Origin of the sequence: Pseudovibrio sp. Ad5, from assembly GCF_001623095.1 — a bacterium.
Lineage (GTDB): Bacteria > Pseudomonadota > Alphaproteobacteria > Rhizobiales > Stappiaceae > Pseudovibrio.
The window spans coordinates 97130-118656 of the sequence record NZ_LMCH01000015.1 but is presented as its reverse complement, the minus strand read 5'-3'; the positions used below and the strand labels follow the sequence as shown (position 1 = coordinate 118656).

Here is a 21527-nt window from a genome sequence, read left to right as displayed (position 1 = left end):
TCAGGTATCATGGAATCAAAGCAGACAGGCTTTCTTTGCCTCTAGAATCTTAGGCCAGACTTCTTGTGCCTGCCCGCCGATTGAGCTTACCAGTTCCTCACGCAATGGCAGGACGGCTGTTTTCCATTCTTCGCGTTGCTCGGCTGAAAGCTTATGGACGTGCCCACCCTTTTCCTGAAAACCTGCGAGCATGTCCTTTGCCATGGAGCGGACTTCATCTCGAAGACCCTGGACAGGCACCAGAGCGTTGGTGATGCTGTCCTGCTCGTTCTTACTCAACTTTTTCCAAGTGCGCATGCTCATGACCAGTGCTCCGGACTGGTGTAGGTGCGCAGAAAGCGTGAGATGTGGAGCCATCTTGCCCATGCCCATGGCCACGTAGGTCATGGCTGGCAGTGTTCCGCCTTCCACCATGCCGGTTTGCAGTGCAGACGGCGTTTCAGCAAGTGGTAGAACGACACCGTTTGCGCCCATACCCTGCCAGAAGTTGACCGAGTATTTGGCAGGTGCTGCACGTACTTTCACGCCTTTCACATCACTAGGAGCCAGAAATGGTTTTTTGCTGAAGGTATGAATCCAGCCCAACTCATTCCATTGCAGGAACTTGAAACCCTTTTTCTCAAAGAGAGGTTCAAAAACAGGCGTCAGGTGTTTGTCCATTGCGCAATCAATTTGCGCATAGCTGTCCCACAGGAACGGAACCCCCATGAGAGCCATTTCCGGGACAACCGTGGAGAACGCCGTCATGGAGCTGCCGAGAATATCGATCCTTCCGCGAATGGCTTTTTGGACCATAACCGGTTCTGTACCGAGTTGACCTGCATGAAATAATTTCGCGCTTATTGCCCCGTCTGAGTTGGCCGATATTTTGCTCGCAATGGCCTCCACATGGTTGACCCATGGGGTACCTAAAGGCGCACTGGTTGCAATTTTTAGCTCTTTGGCAGCCTGTGCCACGCCCACAAATGCAGTGAATGAAAAGGCCACCCCCAGCAATAATTCGCGTAATTTCATAGTCCCCCCAATATGTTCCCAAATCACACATGCATTCTGCTATTATCAGTGGCCCCAAGCCAAGAGATGTTATAGTTTGGCAACACAATTATCATTATCAAAAACAGAACTTATCGTCTAGTTTGAGTGTAAAATGAAATCTTATAAGCCAAAACAAAAACGAGGCTATGAGGCGGAGCAGAATTTCCTGCAAGCTGCAAAAACGATTTTTGCCAAAGAGGGTGTGGCGCGGGCGCGGGTTTCAGACATTGTTCAACTTGCAGGTTCGTCTACGGGTAATTTCTACTTTCGCTTCAAGAACAAGGAAATGTTGTTCGAGCGCCTTTTTGAGATTTACGAGGAGCATGCTCAACGCCTTATTCAGGATCTGCAGGATCCCCTCGGCTCGCTTGAGAGTACTATCTACTTTGTGACAGCTCTGAACCACAAACTGCTGCAAGAGAATGTTGGCCTGTATCGCGCCGCTCATGAAATCTCAGCAAAGGAGCCTGAGACCTGGAAGCGCTTCCAGCAGCTGACCATCATGACAGCAGAGCGTATTCTTGAACTCAGCACCCCTTATAAGGACCAGATTCCATTTGAGGACTGGGAGATGCAGGTGCGGCAGACGGTTCAGCTCATTACCGGGTTCACCGCCAATCAAGCCATTCGCAATGCCGGCCCTGCCCGTTTTGGATCGCAGGCAATGGTTGATATGCTTTTCATGGCAGCTATGGGCTCACTTGGCCTTGCTCCTCCTAGGGATTTTGAAGAGGAAAAAGAAAAAATTCATAAGATATTGAATGATGAACGATATTCCTAAAGCGTAAGCTGAAAGAATATTCTAATATACGCGTATAGGTTTTAATTTTGGGAGGAATTATGACTGATACACTTAGTGCTCCAACCTGGACACCTACTGTATTCACCAAGCCAATTGATGTGAACGGTTACAGGTCTGTGATCGAGATATTTGAAGAGGCCAATGGCCGATTTGCAAACAATGTCGCCTTCACCAATTTTGGCCAGTCACTTACATTTAAAGACGTTGATGAGAGGTCTCGCGCAGTTGCTGCCTATTTGCAGAATGAGCTGGGCCTGAAGAAAGGCGACCGCGTCGCCATTATGCTGCCAAATATTCTGGCGTTTCCGGTTCTCATGTTCGGCATATTGCGCGCCGGACTGGTGCAGGTGAACGTCAACCCTATGTACACACCGCGCGAGCTGAAACACCAGCTCAACGATGCGGACACTGATACGATCTTTATTTTCTCGGGCTCCAGCCCGACGCTTGCAGAGGTTGTTGCGGATACACCAATCAAAAATGTGGTGATTGCCAATGTGGGTGATGCGTCTGGTGTGGACATGCCCTCACCGCCTCCACACGAGATGTTTGCAGACCGCCTGACAGTCTCAGATGTTCTTGAAAAAGGTGAGCAGCTGGACTTTACACCGCCGCAGATTAATCCGAGTGATCTGATTTACCTGCAGTATACGGGCGGTACCACTGGTCTTTCCAAAGGCGCGGCGCTGAGCCATGGCAATCTGGTTGCCAATATCGCACAGTTTGATGCGGCGACAGACGGGTTTATGCGGGCTGGTGAGGAGATCGTGATTACGGCGCTGCCGCTCTATCATATCTTCGCGTTGATGGTGAATTGCGTGTCATTTTACTGGCTGGGATCCCGCAATGTGCTGATCACCAATCCACGCGATATGCCGGGGTTTGTTGAAGAACTTAAGAAGTGGAAGTTCAGCGTGATCACCGGAGTGAACACGCTTTTCAATGGCCTGTTGCATACCCCGGGCTTTGATGAGCTGGACTTCAGCAACTACAAATTTGCCATGGGCGGCGGATCCGCCATTCAGCGGGCAATTTCGGATAAGTGGAAACAGGTTACCGGTCACCACATCATTGAAGGATATGGCCTGAGTGAGACCTCGCCGATCCTTTCTGTGAACCCGTTTGATAGCACTGAGTTCACTGAGACCGTTGGCCAGTCCATGCCGAAAACGGAGATCAAGCTGCTGGATGCGGAGGACAATGAAGTTCCGCTTGGCCAGCCGGGTGAGCTTTGTGCACGCGGGCCACAGATTATGCAGGGATACTGGCGCAAGCCGGAGGCAACCGCTGCGGTGATGACGCCGGACGGGTTCTTCCGTACCGGTGACATTGCGATCATGGACAAGCGCAACAACTTCAAGATTGTCGACCGCAAGAAAGACATGGTGCTTGTGTCTGGCTTCAACGTATACCCCGCAGAGGTCGAGGCTGTGATAGCTGAGATCAAGGGTGTGGTTGAAGTAGCTGTTGCGGGTACATCTGATGAGCGGACTGGCGAAGCGGTGAAAGCGTTTGTTGTGCGCAACAACGAGGACGTTACGCCAGAAGCCGTGCAGGATTACTGCCACAACGCGATGGCAGCTTATAAGGTGCCGAAATACGTGGAGTTTTTGGAAGAACTTCCGAAGTCTACCGTGGGTAAAATCTTGCGCCGGGAATTGCGAGAGAAATAAGTTTTTCTCCAGAAGACATAAAAAGAGCCGCAGTTTGATCGCTGCGGCTTTTTTCGTTTCATCCGATGCAGATGCGCGTTAGGCGCCTTCCACGATGATGATGTTGGCAATGCCAGCGTTCTCGCGGTGCTTCTTGGCCGCCTGATACTCTTCGCTGTTGTAGCACGCCATTGCGGTTTCCATGTCGGCAAACTCGATCACCACGTTGCGGGGATGGTTTGTGCCTTCCAGATCCTTAAACTTGCCGCCGCGGGCCAAAACGTTGGCACTGTACTTTTTGAAGGCGGCAGAAGCTCCGTCTGCGTAGAGCTTGTAGGGTTCAGGATCTGTGACTGTCACGTGAGCGATCCAATAGGCTTTTGGCATTTTCTCTTCCTTTGAAACAGGAAGAAGCGGCGCATGATACGCCGCCCCTTCTTCTCGTTATTTATTGTGAGTTTGCCTGTTACTTGTTCAGGATTTTCGCCAGAATAAGGTAGGCGATACCTGCCACGAACAGACCAACGAACCATGCATAGGTGTAGATGGTTGCGAACAGTGGTGAGGCTGGACCGGAAAGACCGACGCCTGCCAGGAAGCCTGGAAGGTTTGGCAGGATACCGATGATCAGCGCGAGCACGCCCGCCCAGTTCCAGCCGTTTGAGCCAGAATAGATGCCGTTGTGCTTGAACAGGTCTTCCACGTTGAGCTTGGTTTTGCGCAGCAGGTAGTAGTCTGCCAGCATAATTCCCGCAATCGGACCCAGCAGCGCTGAGTATGCAATCAACCAGCCGATGATGTGGTTCACAAGGATCCATGGGAACATCACAAGGCCAATAGCCGCTGTAATGTAACCGCCGGTACGCAGGTTGATGGATTTCGGCGCCAGGTTGGAGAACCCGTGTGCCGGAGCCACAACGTTTGCCGCCAGGTTGGTGGTGAGCGTTGCAACGATGAGTGCGAACAGAGCGATGATAATGCTCATGCCGCCCATTTTCTCAGCCAGGACAATTGGATCCCAGATTGGTTCACCGAAGATCACCACAGTTGCGGAGGTCACCGCAGAGGCGATGAACGCAAACAGCGCCATTGGGATTGGAAGGCCAACAGCCTGCCCCATGAACTGGTCTTTCTGGCTTTTTGCATAGCGCGTAAAGTCAGGAATGTTCAGTGCAAGGGTTGCCCAGAAGCCGACCATGCCTGTGAGGCTTGGCCAGAAGACGGACCAGAACTGGCCTTCTTTAGGCTGACCTTCAGCAAACTGGCTTGGAGTGGAGAGCATTGCACCGAACCCACCAGCATTGACATAGGCCCATGCCAGCAGTGCCAGACCCATTGCGAGCAGGAATGGTGCTGCATAAGTTTCCAACCAACGGATGGATTCTGTACCGTTTTTGATGAAGTACAGGTGCAGTGCCCAAAACGCCATGAAACAGGCAAACTGGCCTGCATTGATGCCCAGAATTGGGAGCGGGTCACCGGCCAGTGCTCCACTCATGAGCGTGTTCAGGATCACGTAGATCGCGGAACCACCAACCCATGTCTGAATACCGAACCAGCCACAAGCCACGATACCACGGGCGACTGCTGGAAATTTTGCACCAGCTGGACCGAAGGACGAGCGCAGCAAAACCGGGAACGGAATACCGTATTTGGTGCCTGCATGGCCGATCAGAACCATTGGAATGAGAACGATTGCGTTGGCAAGCAGGATCGTCATGACCGCCTGATCCCAACTCATGCCTGCGCCAATCAGATAGGACGCGAGCAGATACGTTGGGATACAGACCACCATACCGACCCAGAGCGCGGAGATGGAAACCCAGTTCCATGTACGAGCCACTGCAGCAGTTGGCAGCTGATCTTCGTTGTAAAGATCACCGTCGATTCCGACGAGTTCCTGATGGATAATACCAAACTCGTCCGGGACGACATTCCCGGTTGAGCCTAGAGTTGAATCCGACATCGAGTAATTCCCCCTCAGATTAAAAGCAGCAGATCCCCTCTAAAAATACTACTGCGTTTAATGACCAGCCCGCGTACCCCACGCGGACCTGATGGCATATCGCAGTGCTTTTCAGCTCCGCGACATGCTCTAAATTGTTGCTTTCGAGCGCATCTTGTTCCGAAAGCCAGTGTCCTCTGTTCGGAGATGCGCCTTTTGCTCTGTGTGCAGACTTATACGCCTGCTGGCATCAATTCTGGCCGGCGTTCAACTTTGCGCGGCGCTGTGATTTCCTTCCACTTGGACAGAGCGGCGCCGACCGGAGCATTTGGCTCGCGACCAACGAATTCACCGTGACCTGGTTCGGTTTTAACCGTGCTTTCCTCAATCGCGACTTTACCGCGGGTGAGTGTGAAGCGTGGCAGACCGACCACTTCCCTGCCTTCAAACACGTTGTATTCAACGCAGGACTGCTGATTTGCAGCAGTGATTGTTTTTGAGCGGTTAGGATCCCAAACAACAATGTCGGCATCCGCTCCTTCAAGAATTGCACCTTTTTTAGGATACATATTCAGGATCTTGGCGATATTGGTGGAAGTGACAGCTACGAACTCGTTCATGGTCAGGCGGCCTGTGCGCACACCGGTTGACCAGAGCATTGGCATGCGGTCTTCCAAACCGCCTGTACCGTTCGGGATCTTGGTAAAGTCGCCAACACCAAAGCGTTTCTGCTCCAATGTGAAGGCGCAGTGGTCAGTTGCAACCACCTGCAATGAACCGGACTGCAAACCTGCCCAAAGGCTATCCTGATGCTGTTTGTTGCGGAATGGAGGCGACATCACGCGCTGTGCGGCATGATCCCAGCTTGGGTTGGAGTATTCACTGTCATCCAATGTCAGGTGCTGGATAAGCGGCTCCCCATAAACACGCATGCCTTTCTGGCGGGCACGGCGAATGGCTTCATGGGCCTGCTCACAGCTTGTATGCACGATGTAGAGTGGTACACCAGCCATATCCGCGATCATGATTGCACGATTGGCTGCTTCACCCTCCACTTCCGGCGGGCGAGAATAAGAATGCGCTTCAGGTCCGTTGTTGCCTTCTGCCAACAGTTTTTGCTGCATGGTGGCGACCACATCACCGTTTTCAGCATGGACAAGCGGCATCGCACCAAGGGCGGCACACCGCTGGAAGGATGCGAACATTTCGTCGTCATCCACCATCAAGGCGCCTTTGTAGGCCATGAAGTGCTTGAAGGTGTTGATGCCACGATCCACCACTTCCTGCATTTCATTGAAGACCTGCTCACCCCACCATGTAACAGCCATGTGGTAGGAGTAATCCGAGCATGCTGCACCGGACTTTTGCTGCCAGATGGCAAGCGCTTCCATCATGGACTGGCCGGGGGATGGCAGACAGAAATCCACCACCATAGTTGTGCCGCCAGCAAGGCCTGCTCTTGTGCCGATTTCGAAGTTGTCTGCAGAATGCGTTCCCATGAACGGCATTTCCAGATGCACGTGCGGGTCAATCCCGCCCGGCATGACATAACAACCGGAGGCATCCAGCGTTTCATCACCGGAAAGGTTCTCACCGATCTCGATGATCTTGCCACCGTCAACCAGCACATCAGACTTGTAGGTTCTATCGGCAGTTACAATCGTGCCGCCTTTGATAACTTTAGACATGTTGCAGTCCTCAACTCTTTCAAATCTATGGGTTATTCGGCTGGCTCGGTGGTATCTTGCTCAATTTCCGCGTATTCCAGCACTGCATGGAACAGCACGTCAGCACCTGCGGTTGCCCACTCTCTTGAAATCTCTTCGTCTTCGTTGTGGCTCAAACCATCCACGCATGGGCACATGATCATGGCTGTTGGCGCTACACGGTTGATCCAGCAAGCATCGTGGCCTGCGCCGGAAATGATGTCGCGATGGGAATAGCTCAGGCGCTCTGCTGCATTGCGCACGGCAGAGACACAGCCTTCATCGAAGGTGACCGGATCAAAGTGACCCACGGCTTCGATCTCAATGCCCAAACCAAGTTCTTCTGCGATTTTCGGTGCCTCAGCTTCCAGTTTAGCTTTCATGCCATCCAGAACGTCCTGATGCGGGGAGCGGAAATCGATGGTGAAGACGGTTTTACCCGGAATCACGTTGCGGCTGTTTGGATAGACGTCGCAATGTCCAATGGCGCCAACGGCTTCCGGCTGGTTTTCCATTGCAATCTGGTGCACCAACTCTGTGATGCGCGCCATGCCGAGTCCTGCATTTTTTCGCATTGGCATTGGGGTTGAGCCGGTGTGGCTGTCTTTTCCTGTGAGCGTGACCTGCAGCCACCAGAGGCCCTGCCCGTGGGTGACAACACCGATGTCCTTTTCCTCGATTTCGAGGATTGGTCCCTGCTCAATGTGGAGTTCAAACATGGCGTGGAGTTTGCGGGCGCCTACCGGCTCCTCACCTACATAGCCGATGCGCTTCAGTTCATCGCCAAACTTCTTGCCTTCTGCGTCTTCGCGGTCATAGGCCCAATCCTGCGTGTGCATGCCAGCGAACACCCCAGATGCCAGCATTGCCGGAGCAAAACGGGTGCCTTCTTCGTTGGTCCAGTTGACGACTTCAATTGGGCGTTTGGTTTTGATGCCACGCTCACGAATGGAGCGGATTACTTCCAGACCTGCAAGTACACCAAGCACACCATCATACTTGCCACCAGTTGGCTGCGTATCCAGATGAGAGCCGATCATGATCGGGTCAAGGCTCGGATCTTCCCCTTCAAGCCGGGCAAACATGTTGCCCATGGTATCAATGTGCATTGACATGCCTTCAGCCTCACACCAGCTGGTGAAAAGCTTGCGGCCCTCGGCATCTTCGTCTGTGAGCGTCTGCCTGTTGTTGCCGCCACGAACACCGGGTCCGATTTGGGCCATATCCATAAGGCTACGCCACAGTCTGTCACCATTAATACGATGATTTGAGCCAAGTTTACTCATAAGTCTCTCCGATAACGCTTTTACAACGTCGTTTTATTCAACTTACCCGCGCTTTATTCTTTAAAAACGCAACGGGCTCGCCATAGTTATCTGGTCTCCCGAAGGAGTATAAAACTGATAAAACCGATGAGGACTTTCGCAGGATTCAAGCTGTATCTCTTTTTTTGACAGGACGGACGGATTGCAACCGCACATAAACAGGCTGCAGGCAAAATATGTCAAAAATTCAATCTACTAGATTTCCCGCAGGGTTATTTTTCCCATTTGGAACAGAGTAGGTATCGTATGCAGAGGTGGCCCCCTCATACAATAGCTTAGTTCAGCTTAAATCTTGGATATTCCCCTCCCAAAACTTTGGGTAAATTGGACCAAACAGTCAATTATCTGTCAACCCACCTTCAAAAATGGATCAATTTCACCAGCCGACTTCAAAATTTCTCCTGATATTCCAATAGGTAAAACACTTAGAGGCCCTCCCAAAACTGCGAGATAAGCGCGTCGCAGGTAAGAAAGCTCCACAGCTTACTAAGTTTTTTTGATGTTTTTTTCTAAATCATCGGAATCAAAGTTTCCCCATCTACTTATCAAGGGAAACAACACACTGGAAAGACGGATATTTATGCATGTACTGCTAAAATTTTGCACAAATAAGATTTTGATAGTTCAATATTGCAAAGCACCTTTACAAAAATCATTGCAAAATAAAGCTTTCCATTGCTGAAACAGACTCTTAACATTGCTTGTTTTATTTGCATTGCAGCATATTTATTCTAGCCGAGAGATAATTCTCCCTTGACTAACTGTTAGTTGCAGATATTTTTTGACCGAGAGGTAAAAAATTATGCTGACTGCTGACCAAGCGCGATACCTGGGGGAAGTGCAAGGCTCAGATCTTCGGGATCTGATGCAACAGGCTGCTACAGTAAAGCTTCAGTATTGGGGCAACACTGTCACCTACTCCCGTAAAGTTTTTGTACCACTGACAAACATGTGCAGGGACACATGTACGTATTGCACATTTGTCAAACACCCCAGTTCGCCCGAAGCCAACATCATGACACCGGAGCAAGTGATGCGTACGGCGCGTCAGGGTGAAGAGACCGGATGCAAGGAACTGCTGTTCAGCCTGGGCGAGAAGCCTGAACTGCGCTACGAGCAGGCGAAAGCAGCTCTGGCAACGCTTGGCTACAGTTCCATGGTCAGCTATCTGGCTGATGCTTGTGAGATGGTGCTGCGGGAAACAACTCTACTGCCCCACGTGAATGCGGGTACGCTGAGCGATGAAGAGATTGACCAGCTGCGCCCCTTTGCCGCCTCCATGGGCATGATGCTGGAGACAACCAGTCGCCGATTGATGAAAGAAGGCCAACCGCATTACGGCTGTCCGGATAAGGCTCCTGTCCAGCGCCTGCGTACACTGGAACGTGCTGGACAAAAGAAGATCCCGTTTACCACTGGACTGCTGATCGGCATTGGTGAGACATGGGAAGAGCGCATTGAAGCGCTGGAGGCTATCAATGAAAGCCATGCTCGGCACGGCCATATTCAGGAAGTGATTATCCAGAATTTCCAGCGCAAGCCAGGGATCGGAATGGAAAATCATCCGGAACCTTCGCTGGATGACATGCTGCGAACACTCGCCGTGGCACGCTTGATCCTTTCACCTGAGATCAGTCTTCAGGCTCCACCAAATCTGAGTGAGCGGCATATGGAATACCTGAGTGCGGGTATCAACGACTGGGGCGGTATTTCGCCGGTTACCATTGATTTCATCAACCCTCAGCACCGCTGGCCAGTGATTGATGAGCTTGCAAAATCTACTCAGTTGGCAGGGCAGAAACTGGAAGAGCGCCTGACCGTTTATCCGAGTTATCTGCGAGATAAAACCGAGTTTGTTGACCCTGCTGTGCTTTCAAAATCACAAGGGCTTTGGGAACAGATGGGTTCCTCTGCCTCGCTTCAGTCAGGAGGCACCCTATGACCCTTCACAGTTTCCCACAGCGCACCGGTGATACGCCAGAGTTTCGCAGTGTCAGCGCTCCCGTTCGTGATATTTTGAGCAAGGCACTGGCTGGTAATGAGGTTTCTCAAGCTGAAGGCGAATGCCTGTTCCGTGCCTCAGCAGAAGAGTTTCCAGCTATTGCCTATGTGGCGGATACCCTCCGTCAGCGGTGCAATGGTGATCGGGTGGGCTTTGTCGTTAACCGGAACATCAACTTCACCAATGTCTGCTACATGGGGTGCAAGTTCTGCGGGTTTGCCAAGCGAACCGAAGATCCGGGTGCTGAATGGCTGGTGCCTGAGCAAGTTGTTGCACGGGCACAAGAGGCCTGGGACCGAGGGGCGACTGAGGTCTGCATTCAGGGTGGACTGCACCCGAAAATGGAAGGCACCTATTATCGTGAGCTCGTGTTGGCGATCAAAAAAGCGCTGCCGGACATGCACATCCATGCGTTTTCACCGTTTGAGGTTTGGTATGGTGCAGCCAAGACCAAGCAGTCTTACACGGACTTTCTTCAGGACCTGAAGGATTGCGGGCTGGGTTCTCTGCCCGGTACAGCGGCGGAAATTCTGGACACAGATATTCGCCAGCAGCTGACCCGCAACAAGTTGAGCACTGAGAAGTGGGTAGAGATCATTAAAGCGGCCCACGAGGTTGGAATTCCGACCACCGCAACGATCATGTACGGCCATATTGATGGGCCGGAGCACTGGGCAGCTCACATTGCCTTGCTGCGCGATATTCAAAAGGAAACCGGAGGCTTCACCGAACTGGTGCCCCTGAGCTTCGTGCACTCTGAGAGCCCGCTTTATACGGCGGATCCGAAAAACGTGCGCCCCGGCCCGACTGATCTGGAAGTACGCAAGATGCATGCAGTTTCGCGGATTATGCTGCATGGCTGGATCGACAACATTCAGGTTTCCTGGACCAAGCTTGGTGCAGAGTTTGCCTCTGATCTTTTGCAATGCGGTGTGAATGATCTGGGCGGCACTTTGATGAATGAGAGCATCTCCCGTTCTGCTGGCGCTGCTCATGGGCAGGAAATCACAGCCTATGAAATGTGCCAAGTCATTCAGGAAGCAGACAGAGAGCCTGTTCAGCGCAATACCATTTATGGCGTGATCAATGATTTTGCCGATGGATTGCCAGAACAACAGGCGCCTCTGGTTGCCCGCGCACACTCCGGACTGCTGAACTTCCTGACTGAGGCTGATGGTGCGCCTGTACAAGCGATCGGAGGTGCTGGATGAGCTCAAACACACCTATCAAAGTTACTCTGATTGCCGGAGGGGTCGGCGGCGCCAAAATGGCGGAGGGCGTGTATCATCTGGAGAATGTGGAACTTTCCATCATCGGCAACATTGCAGATGATGAGGCTTTCCACGGTCTCTGGGTTTCGCCGGACATTGATACCCTCACCTACACACTGGCCGATGTGATTGATCGCCAGCAAGGTTGGGGTGTGGCGGATGAAAGCCACCGCGCGTTAGACACGCTATCAAAACTGGGTGACGATACATGGATGTCACTGGGAGACCGTGATTTTGGTCTGCACATCTACCGCACACACAGGCGTCGGCAGGGAGATCGCCCAACGCATATTGCACGTGATATCGCCAAGAGCTTTGGTCTTCAGTGCGAGATGATTTTGCCAACGGACGACATGGTTCAAACGCGTGTGAGAACGGAGGCTGGTTGGCTGAGTTTTCAGGAATACTTCGTCAAAGAGCGCTGTGCGCCTGAGGTTCGGGAACTGCACTACGATCATATTGAGGATGCACATGCGACCGAGGAAGCCCTGAACGCACTTGCGGAAGCAGACTTAATTGTGGTCGCGCCAAGCAACCCTCTCGTGAGTATTCTGCCAATCCTGAAAGTTCCCGGTATTCTGGAAGCAGTAAAGGCCTCCAAGGCTCCCAAGATTGGTGTTTCACCGATCATCAATGGGGGGGTGGTGAAAGGCCCTGCGGACCGGATGCTATCTTCCCTTGGCTATGAAGCGTCAGCCTTTGGTGTTGCTCAGATCTATGCGGATTTTCTGGATTGCTTTGTGATTGATAATGCAGATGAGCAACATGTGACTGCCATCAATGGCCTTGGTCTGTGTACCTCATTGGACACGATCCTCATGAAGACCCGCGATGACAAAGTACGGCTGGCGGCGTCGCTGCTTGCCCTTTCCGATGTTGGCAGCGGAAAGGCATCAGAGGCTCGGGAGCTGAGCGTATGACGGAAACCGCCCTTAAAACGCTTGTTGTGGTTCCGGTAAAGGATTTTGCGAGAGCCAAGTCGCGTCTGGGACCGGATCTTGATGCCAATGAACGGGCCATCGTGGCTGCGAACTTGTTTGCACAGACCATTGCCTTTCTGCAGGACGCACAGACACGCAGCAGCACGCCCTTTGACATCGCGGTGGTCACCAGTTCTACGACTATCGCAAGAACCGTGACTGATCATCGCCTTCACCTGATCTTAGAGGGAGAGGAAGATGGACTGAACTGTGCACTGTCGACTGCTGCTCTTTGGGCAAAAGCGCATGGCTACGAGACACTCTGCGTTTTGCCTGCCGATATCGCATCACCTGACTTTGGTGAGTTTGAGCGACTTCTGGGCCTTGCTGGTTCTTCCAGTTCACTGGTTCTTTGCCCGGCTCATGACTACGGTACCAATGTGCTGATTGTAACGCCGCCGGATGCCATTTCGTTCACTTATGGCAGTTCATCCTTCCTGAAGCATCAGGCCCAGGCGGCAGAGCGTGGTTTGAACTGCGTGATCGCCCCGTCCTCCTCCTTTTCCAGAGATATCGATTACATGGAAGATTTGAGCGCACATCAGCCTCGGCTCCTTGAGAAACGTTCTGATCGGAGAGCTGTTTGATGCATACACTTTCTCTACATGCGATCCCGAACATTCCAGAGATCAATCCCGGTGATGATCTTGCTGCTATTTTGGGCGATGCCATTGAGGCAGCTGGACTTTCTTTGCAAGATGGAGACGTCCTGACATCTGCGCATAAGATCTTCTCTAAGGCGGAAGGCCGTATTGTGAGACTGTCAGATGTCACTCCTTCTGAAGACGCTAAGACCTATGCGGAAGAGCTGAGCAAAGACCCGCGTAAGGTTGAGATCATCTTGCAGGAAAGCACTCGGGTGGTTCGCCATTTTAAGCGGCCGACGCAAAATGAAGGGACGATGATCTGTGAGCACCGTCTGGGCTTCATTTCCGCCAATGCGGCCGTCGATGAATCCAACAGCGGCACAGATGAAACGCTCATTTTGCTGCCTGAAGACCCGGATGCCAGTGCTGCCCGTATGCAGGAAGCCCTTTCCAAACGCTTTAACGCCGAAATCGGCTTTGCCATTACGGACACTTTTGGACGGCCCTGGCGACTTGGCCAAGTAAACGTGGCTGTGGGCCTTGCCGGTGTACCCGCAACAATCAAAGAACAAGGCAACTCGGATGCACATGGGCGCTTGCTCAGTGTGACCGAACCCGCCTTCGCAGATGAGTTGGCCGCGGCTTCCGGTCTGGTGATCAGTAAAGCAGGCCAGACGCCTGTTGTGCTGTTTCGCGGATTGAACTGGACGCTGGAGGCGAGCTCAGCACAGGATTTAATAAGATCTAAGAAGGAGGACATGTTCCGATGACATTAGCAATTATCGGAGGAACCGGGCCACAGGGTCAGGGGCTTGCACTCAGGTTTGCACGTACGGGTGTTCCCGTTGCGCTTGGCTCTCGTGATGCAGTTCGCGGCAAGGAAATTGCCGATGAGTTGATGACCAAGCTCCCAGAAGGTTCTGCGCAGATCAACGGTATGGGTAACGAGGATGCAGTGGCCGCGGCTGGTGAGTGCGTTATGCTTGCTGTGCCTTATGCGGCGCACGACGCAACATTAAACGCCCTGAAACCGCACCTTGCTGGCAAGATCCTGATCGACATTGTTGTTCCGCTTGCGCCAGGTGACCCGAAGACCGTCGAAATGCCGCCTGAAGGCTCTGCTACTGAGGCTGCACAAGCATTGCTTGGGCCAGATATTCCGGTTGTGGGTGCATTGCACAATGTTTCTGCCACGACTTTGAACAATCTGGATTGGCCGATCAACTGCGACATCCTCGTATGCGGTGATAGCCTTGCTGCCCGCAAGGTGGTGATGGAGCTGGTGAACAAGCTTGATGTGAAAACCTACAATAGCGGCAATGCAAAAGCAGCACGCTGTATTGAGGCGATCACTCCGATCCTCATTCGTCAGAACATTTCAAAAGCTGTGCCGTTTACACATGCGGGAATCCGCATCTGGGCACCGGATCACTAAGACTTTTTCGGGCGTATCCTTCTTCGAAAGCCAACTGCCGTTTTTCGAGGATACGCTTTGAACAACACCTTACTATTTGTGGAGGAGACACACATGGATTTTGGTATTTGCTTTAAGGGGTTTGTAGAACCAGAGCGCGCGAAGGCACTGGTTCGTCAGGCGGAAAATGCTGGTTTCAAGTATTGCTGGTTCTACGACAGCCACATTTTATGGCGTGAGAGCTTCGTTGCTATGGCAATGTGCATGGAACACACCAAAAACATGCGTTTTGGACCGTGCGTGACCAACCCGAACACCCGTGACTGGTCTCATGCAGCCAGCTTGTTTGGTTCGCTTGCTAAACAGTCCGGCGGCCGTTTTGATATTGGTTTGGGCCGCGGCGACAGTGCTGTGCGCGTGATGGGTAAAAAACCTGCCCCACTTAAGCGTCTGGAAGAGTTCACTCACACTGTTAAAGCTCTGATCCGTGGTGAAGAAGCGCAGTACGGTGAATGCCCAGAGCCAGTGAAGTTCCCATGGGCAGATGGTTATGAGCTCCCTGTCTGGGTTGCTGCTTATGGACCAAAGGCGCTGAGCTCTGCTGGGCGCGTAGGTGATGGCCTTATTCTGCAGATTGCGGAGCCTGGCATTTGTAAATGGCTTGGCGATCAGGCTGTTGCAGCTGGTGAGGAAGCTGGCCGTGACATGAGCAACTTCGGCATTATGGCAGCTGCTCCTGCTCATACAGGCACACTGGAAGAAGGCATTGAGAAGACCAAGTGGTTCCCTGCTATGGTTGGCAACCACGTGGCGGACATTGTTGAGAAGTATGGATCAAACACCGATCAGGTGCCTGCATCTCTGACGTCTTACATTGAGAACCGTCGTGGTTATGACTATTCCAAGCACGGTCAGAGCGACAATCCGTTCCTCGACTTCATTACCGATGATATCGTTGAAAGCTTTGCGGTTCTCGGCCCACCTGAAAACCACATTGAAAAGCTGAACAAGCTGAAAGATGCGGGCATCACTCAGTTCAATATTTATCTGGACAGTGGTGACGAAGAGAAGATCATCGCAGATTACGGCGAAAAGGTCATTCCGGCCTTTAACGCGGACAACGCAAAAACACCGGAAGCTGTCAGCTAAGCAAACATGGGCCGGGTTCTATATGAGCCCGGCCTTTTCTCTTTCCAGAGCAGGCTGTGTTCATGTGGATGCACGCATCAAGCTTTAACTCTTTATTTTTACGCGTATTCTTGTCCGAAAACCGGAACCACTTTTCAGGAATGCGCTTTATTGCAGAAAAACAACAATTATTGGGTGAGCCGCCTCATCACGACTTTTCTACTAGTGTTTAGCTTGATATGAGCACTGTGTTTTCGTAGGTGCTAACCTACTCATATACCGAGCGGGTATTTTTAGGTTCGGTGCTTAAGCAATTTGGAAAAGAGTATGGCTAAGGCTTCTGAAGCAAAAGGCAAAACACGAATTCAGATAGAAAAGACTGAGAAGATCCTCGCAGCTGCGCTGGATGTGTTCTCAACCTATGGATTTCGTGGATCTACGATCGATCAGGTCGCTCAGCAAGCTGGCTTGTCCAAACCAAACCTTTTTTATTATTACGATAGCAAAGATGCCATTCATGCAGAGCTGATTGAACGGTTGCTGTACATCTGGCTTGATCCGCTACATCAGCTCAATCCTGAAGGTGAACCCATTGAAGAGATTTGCGCGTATGTACGCCGCAAACTGGAGATGGCGCGGGACTACCCACGGGAAAGCCGCTTGTTTGCCAATGAGATCTTGCAGGGTGCCCCGCGCATCAAATCTTTGATTGCCGGCCCTTTGAAGTCACTGGTGGATGAGAAGACAGTCGTTGTTCAAGGCTGGATGAATGAAGGCAAGATCGCAGAGACAGATCCCTACCACCTGCTGTTTTCAATCTGGTCCACGACACAGCATTACGCTGACTTTGACAGTCAGGTGGAGACGTTGCTTCCGGCAGATAAGTCCAAGGACCGCTTCAAAGAGGCTGCGGCATACCTTGATCGCATGTTCCGTAAGAGCCTTGCACCCGAATAATCGAAGGTCTTCTTACAAACGTGTTGTGGGGGTGATCACAGGCCCCTGCTCTGTTTGCAGAATATGGGCTTTGACACGATAAACATCCTGCACGCGTTCTTCGGTCAACACGTCTTTTGGCGTACCATACGCGACCAGCTTTCCTTCTTTTAGCATCGCGAGCCGCGTGCAAAGGCGCGCTGCGTATGTCCAGTCATGCAGGCTGACAAGCATGGATGTACCTTGTTGTTGCAGCTTTTGAAAAATCTCCTGCAGCTCCAACTGGTGTTCCGGATCAAGTCCTGCCGTTGGCTCATCCGCAATGATCAATGGTGTTTTTTGCATCAAGGCCCTACCGAGCAGAGCACGCGCCTTCTCTCCACCAGACACCTGTAGGATTGAGGCTTTTCTGATTGCGTCCAGCCCCAAGCTTGCAATCGTCTCTTCCAGTTCCGCCTTGTGTTTTGGCGTCCGAACAGAACCTCCGATTGCTTCACACCCCAAAGCCAAAATGCGTTCTACAGACAAATCCCATGCCACATCACGCTCCTGCGCCATGTAAGCAACATGCTTGGATAATTGCTTGGCCGAGATGCTTTTGAGGAGCTGGTTGTCGTAGCTGATCTCTCCATAAGACGGGATTAATCCGACCATGGCTTTCATCAGTGTGGATTTGCCTGAGCCGTTGGGGCCGATCAAGCCAACGATCTCACCTTTACCAATCTCCAGATTGATTGAGGACAGGATGTTCTTGGGACCGTAGTTGACAGAAAGATCTTTGAGTTGAAGCAGCATCAGATCAAAGCCCTGCGTTGTTTAATGATCAGCCAAAGGAAGAACGGCGCACCGACAATTGCCGTCAGCACTCCGAGCTTGAGGTTTGATTGTGGGCCGAACAGTTTCACTGTGATGTCTGCAAGCGTAAGCAAGCATGCCCCTGCAATGGCACTTGGCAGCAGAAGGCGTTGCGGCTCTCCGCCCACCATTTTGCGTAGCAGATGAGGTACAATCAGACCGATGAAACCGATTGTTCCAGTCACAGCTGTCACAGCACCAACACTGGCCGCGGTTCCCGCAATGGCACAAAATCGCAGATGAGGTAGAGACACACCCATAGTATGAGCAGTTTCCTCACCCAGAGACAACGCATTGAGGCCTTTGCCCGTGATGAGCAAGAGGCTCCAGCCGATCACGATGAACGGCGCAATGATGTAAAGGTGTTGCATGGACCGGTCGTTTAATGAACCCAGCATCCAGAACACGATTTCCATGGCTGCAAACGGGTTAGGCGACAGGTTGAGTGCCAATGACGTGAGCGCAGTCGCTATGCTTGAGATCGCAACGCCTGCAAGGATCAGTGTCAGCGTCTGCCCTCGCCCGCCTGCCAGCATGGGCAGCAAAACTGCTGCAATCGCTGCGCCGAGCAATGCAAACGCTGGCAGTGCGAAGGGCATGGTAATTGTCAGTCCTGTGTAAATAGCTATGACTGCGCCCAGACTTGCGGAGGAGCTGACGCCGATCAAACCAGGTTCCGCCAACGGATTGCGCAGGAGGCCCTGCAATACAGCACCGGACAGGCCTAGTGTTGCACCCGTGATTAAGCCCAGAAGGGCGCGCGGCACGCGGATTTCCCAAAAGACGATGGAAACGGGTGTTTTTTCTGCGGCGAATGCTGCTTTAATCAGCTGCATGAATGTTAAATCAGCAGCGCCGATCATGAGCGAGGTTACAAACAAGACAGCAGCGATCAGGCATAGTGTCATAATCAACGGAGCATCCGGATGCTTTGTCATTCGGCTTGCGCTCCTAATTTGGTGGCTTGGTTGGCCAGTTTACCAATAGCTTGCGTCACAAACGGCAGACCACAAATGGTGTATTTGTCTTCAACCATGACGCGGCCACTGTTGCCGAGTGTTCGCTTCAATGCCGGGTGAGCGAGGAGTTCAAAAGCCAGTGCTGGTTTATCTGAGAACTGAGTGCCCTCAACAAGCAACTGTGGGTCTTCGAGGATCAGCAGCTCCAGAGGCAGTTTACTTGTGCCCTTCAAGCCCAGATTATTGGCAATATTCTGCAGGCCTGCCGTTGTGATCAACTCATTGACGAGGCTACCATCTCCCGCCGTGTACCCATTGGCGTAGTAGACCCCTGCCCGTGCCTGTTCATCTGGCTGGACGTCGATTAACTGTTGGATTTCGGAGGTGAACTGCTGTGCAAGCGCTTCAGCTTGTTGTTCACGTCCCAATACCTTACCGAGACGTCGTAGCTCTTTGGCGATGTCTGAGATCGTGCGAACGGGCGGCACTTGAACCACCGTTATTCCGAGACCGCGCAGCATCTGGACTGTGGTTTGGTTTGTGTATGTCCCTGCGATCACCAGATCAGGGTTCATCAGATAGATTTCTTCCGCCCCGCCGAAGTTGACCGGATAGGCCTTTGCCTCTTTACTCATGACGGAGAGCGTTGGGTCAGATGCTAATTTGGAGACTGATACAAGTTGTTCTTTGCCCGCAAGTAGCATGGAAAACTGGTCGGTGCACAGGTTCATGGAGACAACTCGCCGGGGTGCCTCCGCCTCGCTCTGGTCCGCTCGTACAACAGCAGGACTGATTGCCAGAGCCATCAGAAACGCCATTTGCATGATCTTTTTGATCTTATTTCGCATTTCGACCTTTTGAAAGGCGTACAGACATTGGAAGGCAGCCCGAGCAGAGCCTTCCCCTGCAAGATGCCGCTCAGCTTTCACCGAGCGGCATACTTAATCAGAAACTGGCAGTAAGACCAGCGTAAACGGAAAGACCCGGTGTCTGATAGTCTTTGATCCGCTCATAATCCTGATCCAGCAAGTTTTCACCGCGGACGTGGAACGTCAGATTCTCAGTGTACTGATAAGCAGCTTTGGCATTGACCAGAACGAAGTCGTCGAGCTCACCGTCATCTTCGATACCGGAGACGTAACTGGTATTGAGGTTGAGGGTCAGCACATCAACGGGCTTGTAAGTTGCCCCGACATTCACATCATGCAGCGGTACACGGCGCAGACGTTTTTTGTCTGGTCCAACAGCCCATGTGTAAGTGTAGGCAGCATTGAAGCTCAGATTGTCGAGAACATCCCAGTTAGCAGACAGCTCCGCACCTTGGCTGCGGGACATGCCGTTGATCTGTACGTATTTATTGGTTGTACGGTCATATCTAATCAAATCTTCAGTCATGATCTGAAAATAGGTTCCTGAAAGTCTAAGTTTATCACCCAACAGATTCTGATCGATACCCAGGTCAAAACTCATGGCAGTTTCAGGTTCAAAATTTGGGTTCCCATATTTTACGTCATACAACTCATAAGATGATGGCGCTCGAAAACCATTCCCGAGGCTTGAATGGATACGCGTATCTTCAAGCAACTGATAGGAAATGGTTCCACGACCAGACCAATAAGCACCGAAATGAGAATGGTAATCCAAGCGAGAAGACACCGAGAGGCTTAGGTCATCTGATGGCTCAACCATTGCTTCAACAAAGCCACCAAAGATACGGCTACTACCATACTCAGTATAGTCTTCATGCATCCAATCGCCACCAAAATTCAAAGTAATTTCGTCTGTCGCTTCAAAGGTATTGAGAACGTCAAACTTGTAACGATCACCTGAGTACTTTTTGGAGAACCCGCCAAAGTATTGGCGCTTTGTATGAATGACCTGAAACGAAGCATCAGTTGTTACTCGATCATCAAACCAAGCAACATCTGCACCAAATTTTCCCATGTACTGATGAAAATCCTGCTCATCACGCCCATCTGGATCAGATCCCCCATCAAACTCGCTGTGACCATCCGTACCGCGTGCAACAAAATATAGGTTCAGAGCCTCTGTGACATCGACTGAACCTTTTGCAGAAAAGGTCAGGTTCTCATAACCGTCCTCATCTGCTGTGTCACTTTTTGGAGTTTGCGCGCTAAACCCATCAGTATGGTAGCGCTGCACATTTACTGCGATATCTGCTGTTTCAGTCGCCGCTTGAAATCCATAGGACGCGTTGACGGTTCCGTAGCTGCCGCCCTCGATGGCCGCATTATGCTTCACGGTGCCCGGCGCAGCGCGTTTGGTGATGATATTGATAACACCCCCCACCGCTTGGCCACCATATAATGCACTGTGCGAGCCTTTTAAGATTTCAATACGCTCAACATCATTAAGTAGGACATGCTCAAGGCGAGCTTCAACTTGCGTACCAGACGGGTCAGCAATATCGACACCATCCAGCAAAATCTTCGTGTAATAACCACTCATTCCACGAATGCGCAAAGCACTTGTTTTACCCGCTCCGCCGTTTTGCGAGAACGAGATACCCGGCAACTTTGTCAGGTATTCAGAGACAAACATAGCGCCGTCGTTCTTTAGGTCTTCTTCGGTCACGACATGTGTTGTGGAGCCGACTTTGCCGGCTTCGGTTTCCGTTCTGTTGGCGATGACGATGATGTCATCAAGCTCTGTCTCGTTTGCGGATGAGATAAGAGTTGAGCTGAAGAGCGCTGAAAGGGCTACGCCGGACTTGAGGGTAGCTGCGATCCAAGATGTGTTACGCACGAGTTTGGTCCATCATTCACAGCATCCATGTCGGATGCCATGCTGTTGATTGCATTGTGCGCCTTTGAAGAAACTTGGTTCTAACCCGTTGAAACAAAGTCAGATTCATCACCACTCAGACGCACTGTGAATGTCACCTGAACGGAATACCGCCCCTTAGCACG

Annotated in this window: 19 protein-coding genes; 10 read left to right on the top strand and 9 right to left on the bottom strand. The window is 51.7% G+C overall.

The window, feature by feature from the left end; translation table 11 throughout:
- Positions 1 to 15: 15 nt before the first annotated feature.
- Positions 16 to 1014 carry a TRAP transporter substrate-binding protein DctP gene (gene dctP / locus PsAD5_RS09310; protein WP_063291905.1) on the bottom strand — a complete coding sequence of 333 codons (999 nt, stop codon included), beginning with the start codon at positions 1012 to 1014 and terminating at the stop codon, positions 16 to 18.
- A 133-nt stretch (positions 1015 to 1147) separates the two neighbouring features.
- Here dctP and PsAD5_RS09305 point away from each other — a divergent pair, with 133 nt between their 5' ends.
- On the top strand, positions 1148 to 1816 hold the full coding sequence (locus PsAD5_RS09305; RefSeq protein WP_063291904.1) for a TetR/AcrR family transcriptional regulator: 669 nt from the start codon (positions 1148 to 1150) through the stop codon (positions 1814 to 1816).
- Between the two features lie 59 nt (positions 1817 to 1875).
- Entirely contained in the window at positions 1876 to 3510 is a 1635-nt protein-coding gene (locus tag PsAD5_RS09300) for an AMP-binding protein (protein WP_063291903.1), read from the top strand.
- 78 nt (positions 3511 to 3588) lie between these two features.
- Here the strand turns inward: PsAD5_RS09300 and PsAD5_RS09295 are convergent, their stop codons facing one another.
- The 4 genes from PsAD5_RS09295 to PsAD5_RS09280 all read right to left on the bottom strand — a co-directional run bounded on the left by PsAD5_RS09295 (position 3589) and on the right by PsAD5_RS09280 (position 8426).
- Entirely contained in the window at positions 3589 to 3876 is a 288-nt protein-coding gene (locus PsAD5_RS09295) for a DUF1330 domain-containing protein (protein WP_063291902.1), read from the bottom strand.
- Between the two features lie 79 nt (positions 3877 to 3955).
- The gene (locus PsAD5_RS09290) at positions 3956 to 5455 is read right to left on the bottom strand and encodes an NCS1 family nucleobase:cation symporter-1 (RefSeq protein WP_063288494.1); all 1500 of its coding nucleotides are present in this window, start codon (positions 5453 to 5455) and stop codon (positions 3956 to 3958) included.
- A 212-nt stretch (positions 5456 to 5667) separates the two neighbouring features.
- Positions 5668 to 7122 carry a dihydropyrimidinase gene (gene hydA, locus PsAD5_RS09285; RefSeq protein WP_063291901.1) on the bottom strand — a complete coding sequence of 485 codons (1455 nt, stop codon included), beginning with the start codon at positions 7120 to 7122 and terminating at the stop codon, positions 5668 to 5670.
- A gap of 32 nt (positions 7123 to 7154) precedes the next feature.
- On the bottom strand, positions 7155 to 8426 hold the full coding sequence (locus PsAD5_RS09280; protein ID WP_063291900.1) for a Zn-dependent hydrolase: 1272 nt from the start codon (positions 8424 to 8426) through the stop codon (positions 7155 to 7157).
- Positions 8427 to 9267: 841 nt separating this feature from the next.
- Here PsAD5_RS09280 and cofG point away from each other — a divergent pair.
- From cofG to PsAD5_RS09240, 8 genes are all read left to right on the top strand, one after another.
- Entirely contained in the window at positions 9268 to 10407 is a 1140-nt protein-coding gene (gene cofG, locus PsAD5_RS09275) for a 7,8-didemethyl-8-hydroxy-5-deazariboflavin synthase CofG (RefSeq protein WP_193778145.1), read from the top strand.
- Positions 10404 to 11678 carry a 5-amino-6-(D-ribitylamino)uracil--L-tyrosine 4-hydroxyphenyl transferase CofH gene (cofH, locus tag PsAD5_RS09270; RefSeq protein WP_063291899.1) on the top strand — a complete coding sequence of 425 codons (1275 nt, stop codon included), beginning with the start codon at positions 10404 to 10406 and terminating at the stop codon, positions 11676 to 11678. Before cofG ends, cofH begins: the two co-directional genes overlap by 4 nt.
- A complete protein-coding gene (cofD, locus tag PsAD5_RS09265; RefSeq protein WP_063291898.1) occupies positions 11675 to 12658 on the top strand; it encodes a 2-phospho-L-lactate transferase in 984 nt (327 codons plus the stop codon). The genes cofH and cofD overlap by 4 nt, the downstream gene beginning before the upstream one ends.
- A complete protein-coding gene (gene cofC / locus PsAD5_RS09260) occupies positions 12655 to 13305 on the top strand; it encodes a 2-phospho-L-lactate guanylyltransferase (protein WP_063291897.1) in 651 nt (216 codons plus the stop codon). Before cofD ends, cofC begins: the two co-directional genes overlap by 4 nt.
- Positions 13305 to 14075, top strand: a complete 771-nt coding sequence (gene cofE / locus PsAD5_RS09255) for a coenzyme F420-0:L-glutamate ligase (protein ID WP_063291896.1) — start codon at positions 13305 to 13307, stop codon at positions 14073 to 14075. Before cofC ends, cofE begins: the two co-directional genes overlap by 1 nt.
- Positions 14072 to 14740: an NADPH-dependent F420 reductase gene (npdG, locus tag PsAD5_RS09250; protein WP_063291895.1), complete on the top strand. Its 669-nt coding sequence runs from the start codon at positions 14072 to 14074 to the stop codon at positions 14738 to 14740. The genes cofE and npdG overlap by 4 nt, the downstream gene beginning before the upstream one ends.
- A 93-nt stretch (positions 14741 to 14833) precedes the next feature.
- Positions 14834 to 15868, top strand: coding sequence for a TIGR03842 family LLM class F420-dependent oxidoreductase (locus PsAD5_RS09245; RefSeq protein WP_063291894.1), 1035 nt, complete (start codon positions 14834 to 14836; stop codon positions 15866 to 15868).
- A gap of 306 nt (positions 15869 to 16174) precedes the next feature.
- Positions 16175 to 16804 carry a TetR family transcriptional regulator C-terminal domain-containing protein gene (locus tag PsAD5_RS09240; RefSeq protein ID WP_063288486.1) on the top strand — a complete coding sequence of 210 codons (630 nt, stop codon included), beginning with the start codon at positions 16175 to 16177 and terminating at the stop codon, positions 16802 to 16804.
- 12 nt (positions 16805 to 16816) lie between these two features.
- On the opposite strand, the gene PsAD5_RS09235 is transcribed toward PsAD5_RS09240, so the two are convergent.
- The 4 genes from PsAD5_RS09235 to PsAD5_RS09220 form a co-directional block, all read right to left on the bottom strand.
- Entirely contained in the window at positions 16817 to 17578 is a 762-nt protein-coding gene (locus tag PsAD5_RS09235) for an ABC transporter ATP-binding protein (protein ID WP_063291893.1), read from the bottom strand.
- Positions 17578 to 18576 carry a FecCD family ABC transporter permease gene (locus tag PsAD5_RS09230; RefSeq protein WP_063291892.1) on the bottom strand — a complete coding sequence of 333 codons (999 nt, stop codon included), beginning with the start codon at positions 18574 to 18576 and terminating at the stop codon, positions 17578 to 17580. Before PsAD5_RS09230 ends, PsAD5_RS09235 begins: the two co-directional genes overlap by 1 nt.
- Complete coding sequence (locus tag PsAD5_RS09225) at positions 18573 to 19445, bottom strand: ABC transporter substrate-binding protein (RefSeq protein ID WP_063291891.1); 873 nt, start codon at positions 19443 to 19445, stop codon at positions 18573 to 18575. Before PsAD5_RS09225 ends, PsAD5_RS09230 begins: the two co-directional genes overlap by 4 nt.
- A gap of 97 nt (positions 19446 to 19542) precedes the next feature.
- A complete protein-coding gene (locus tag PsAD5_RS09220; protein ID WP_063291890.1) occupies positions 19543 to 21363 on the bottom strand; it encodes a TonB-dependent receptor plug domain-containing protein in 1821 nt (606 codons plus the stop codon).
- Positions 21364 to 21527: the final 164 nt, after the last annotated feature.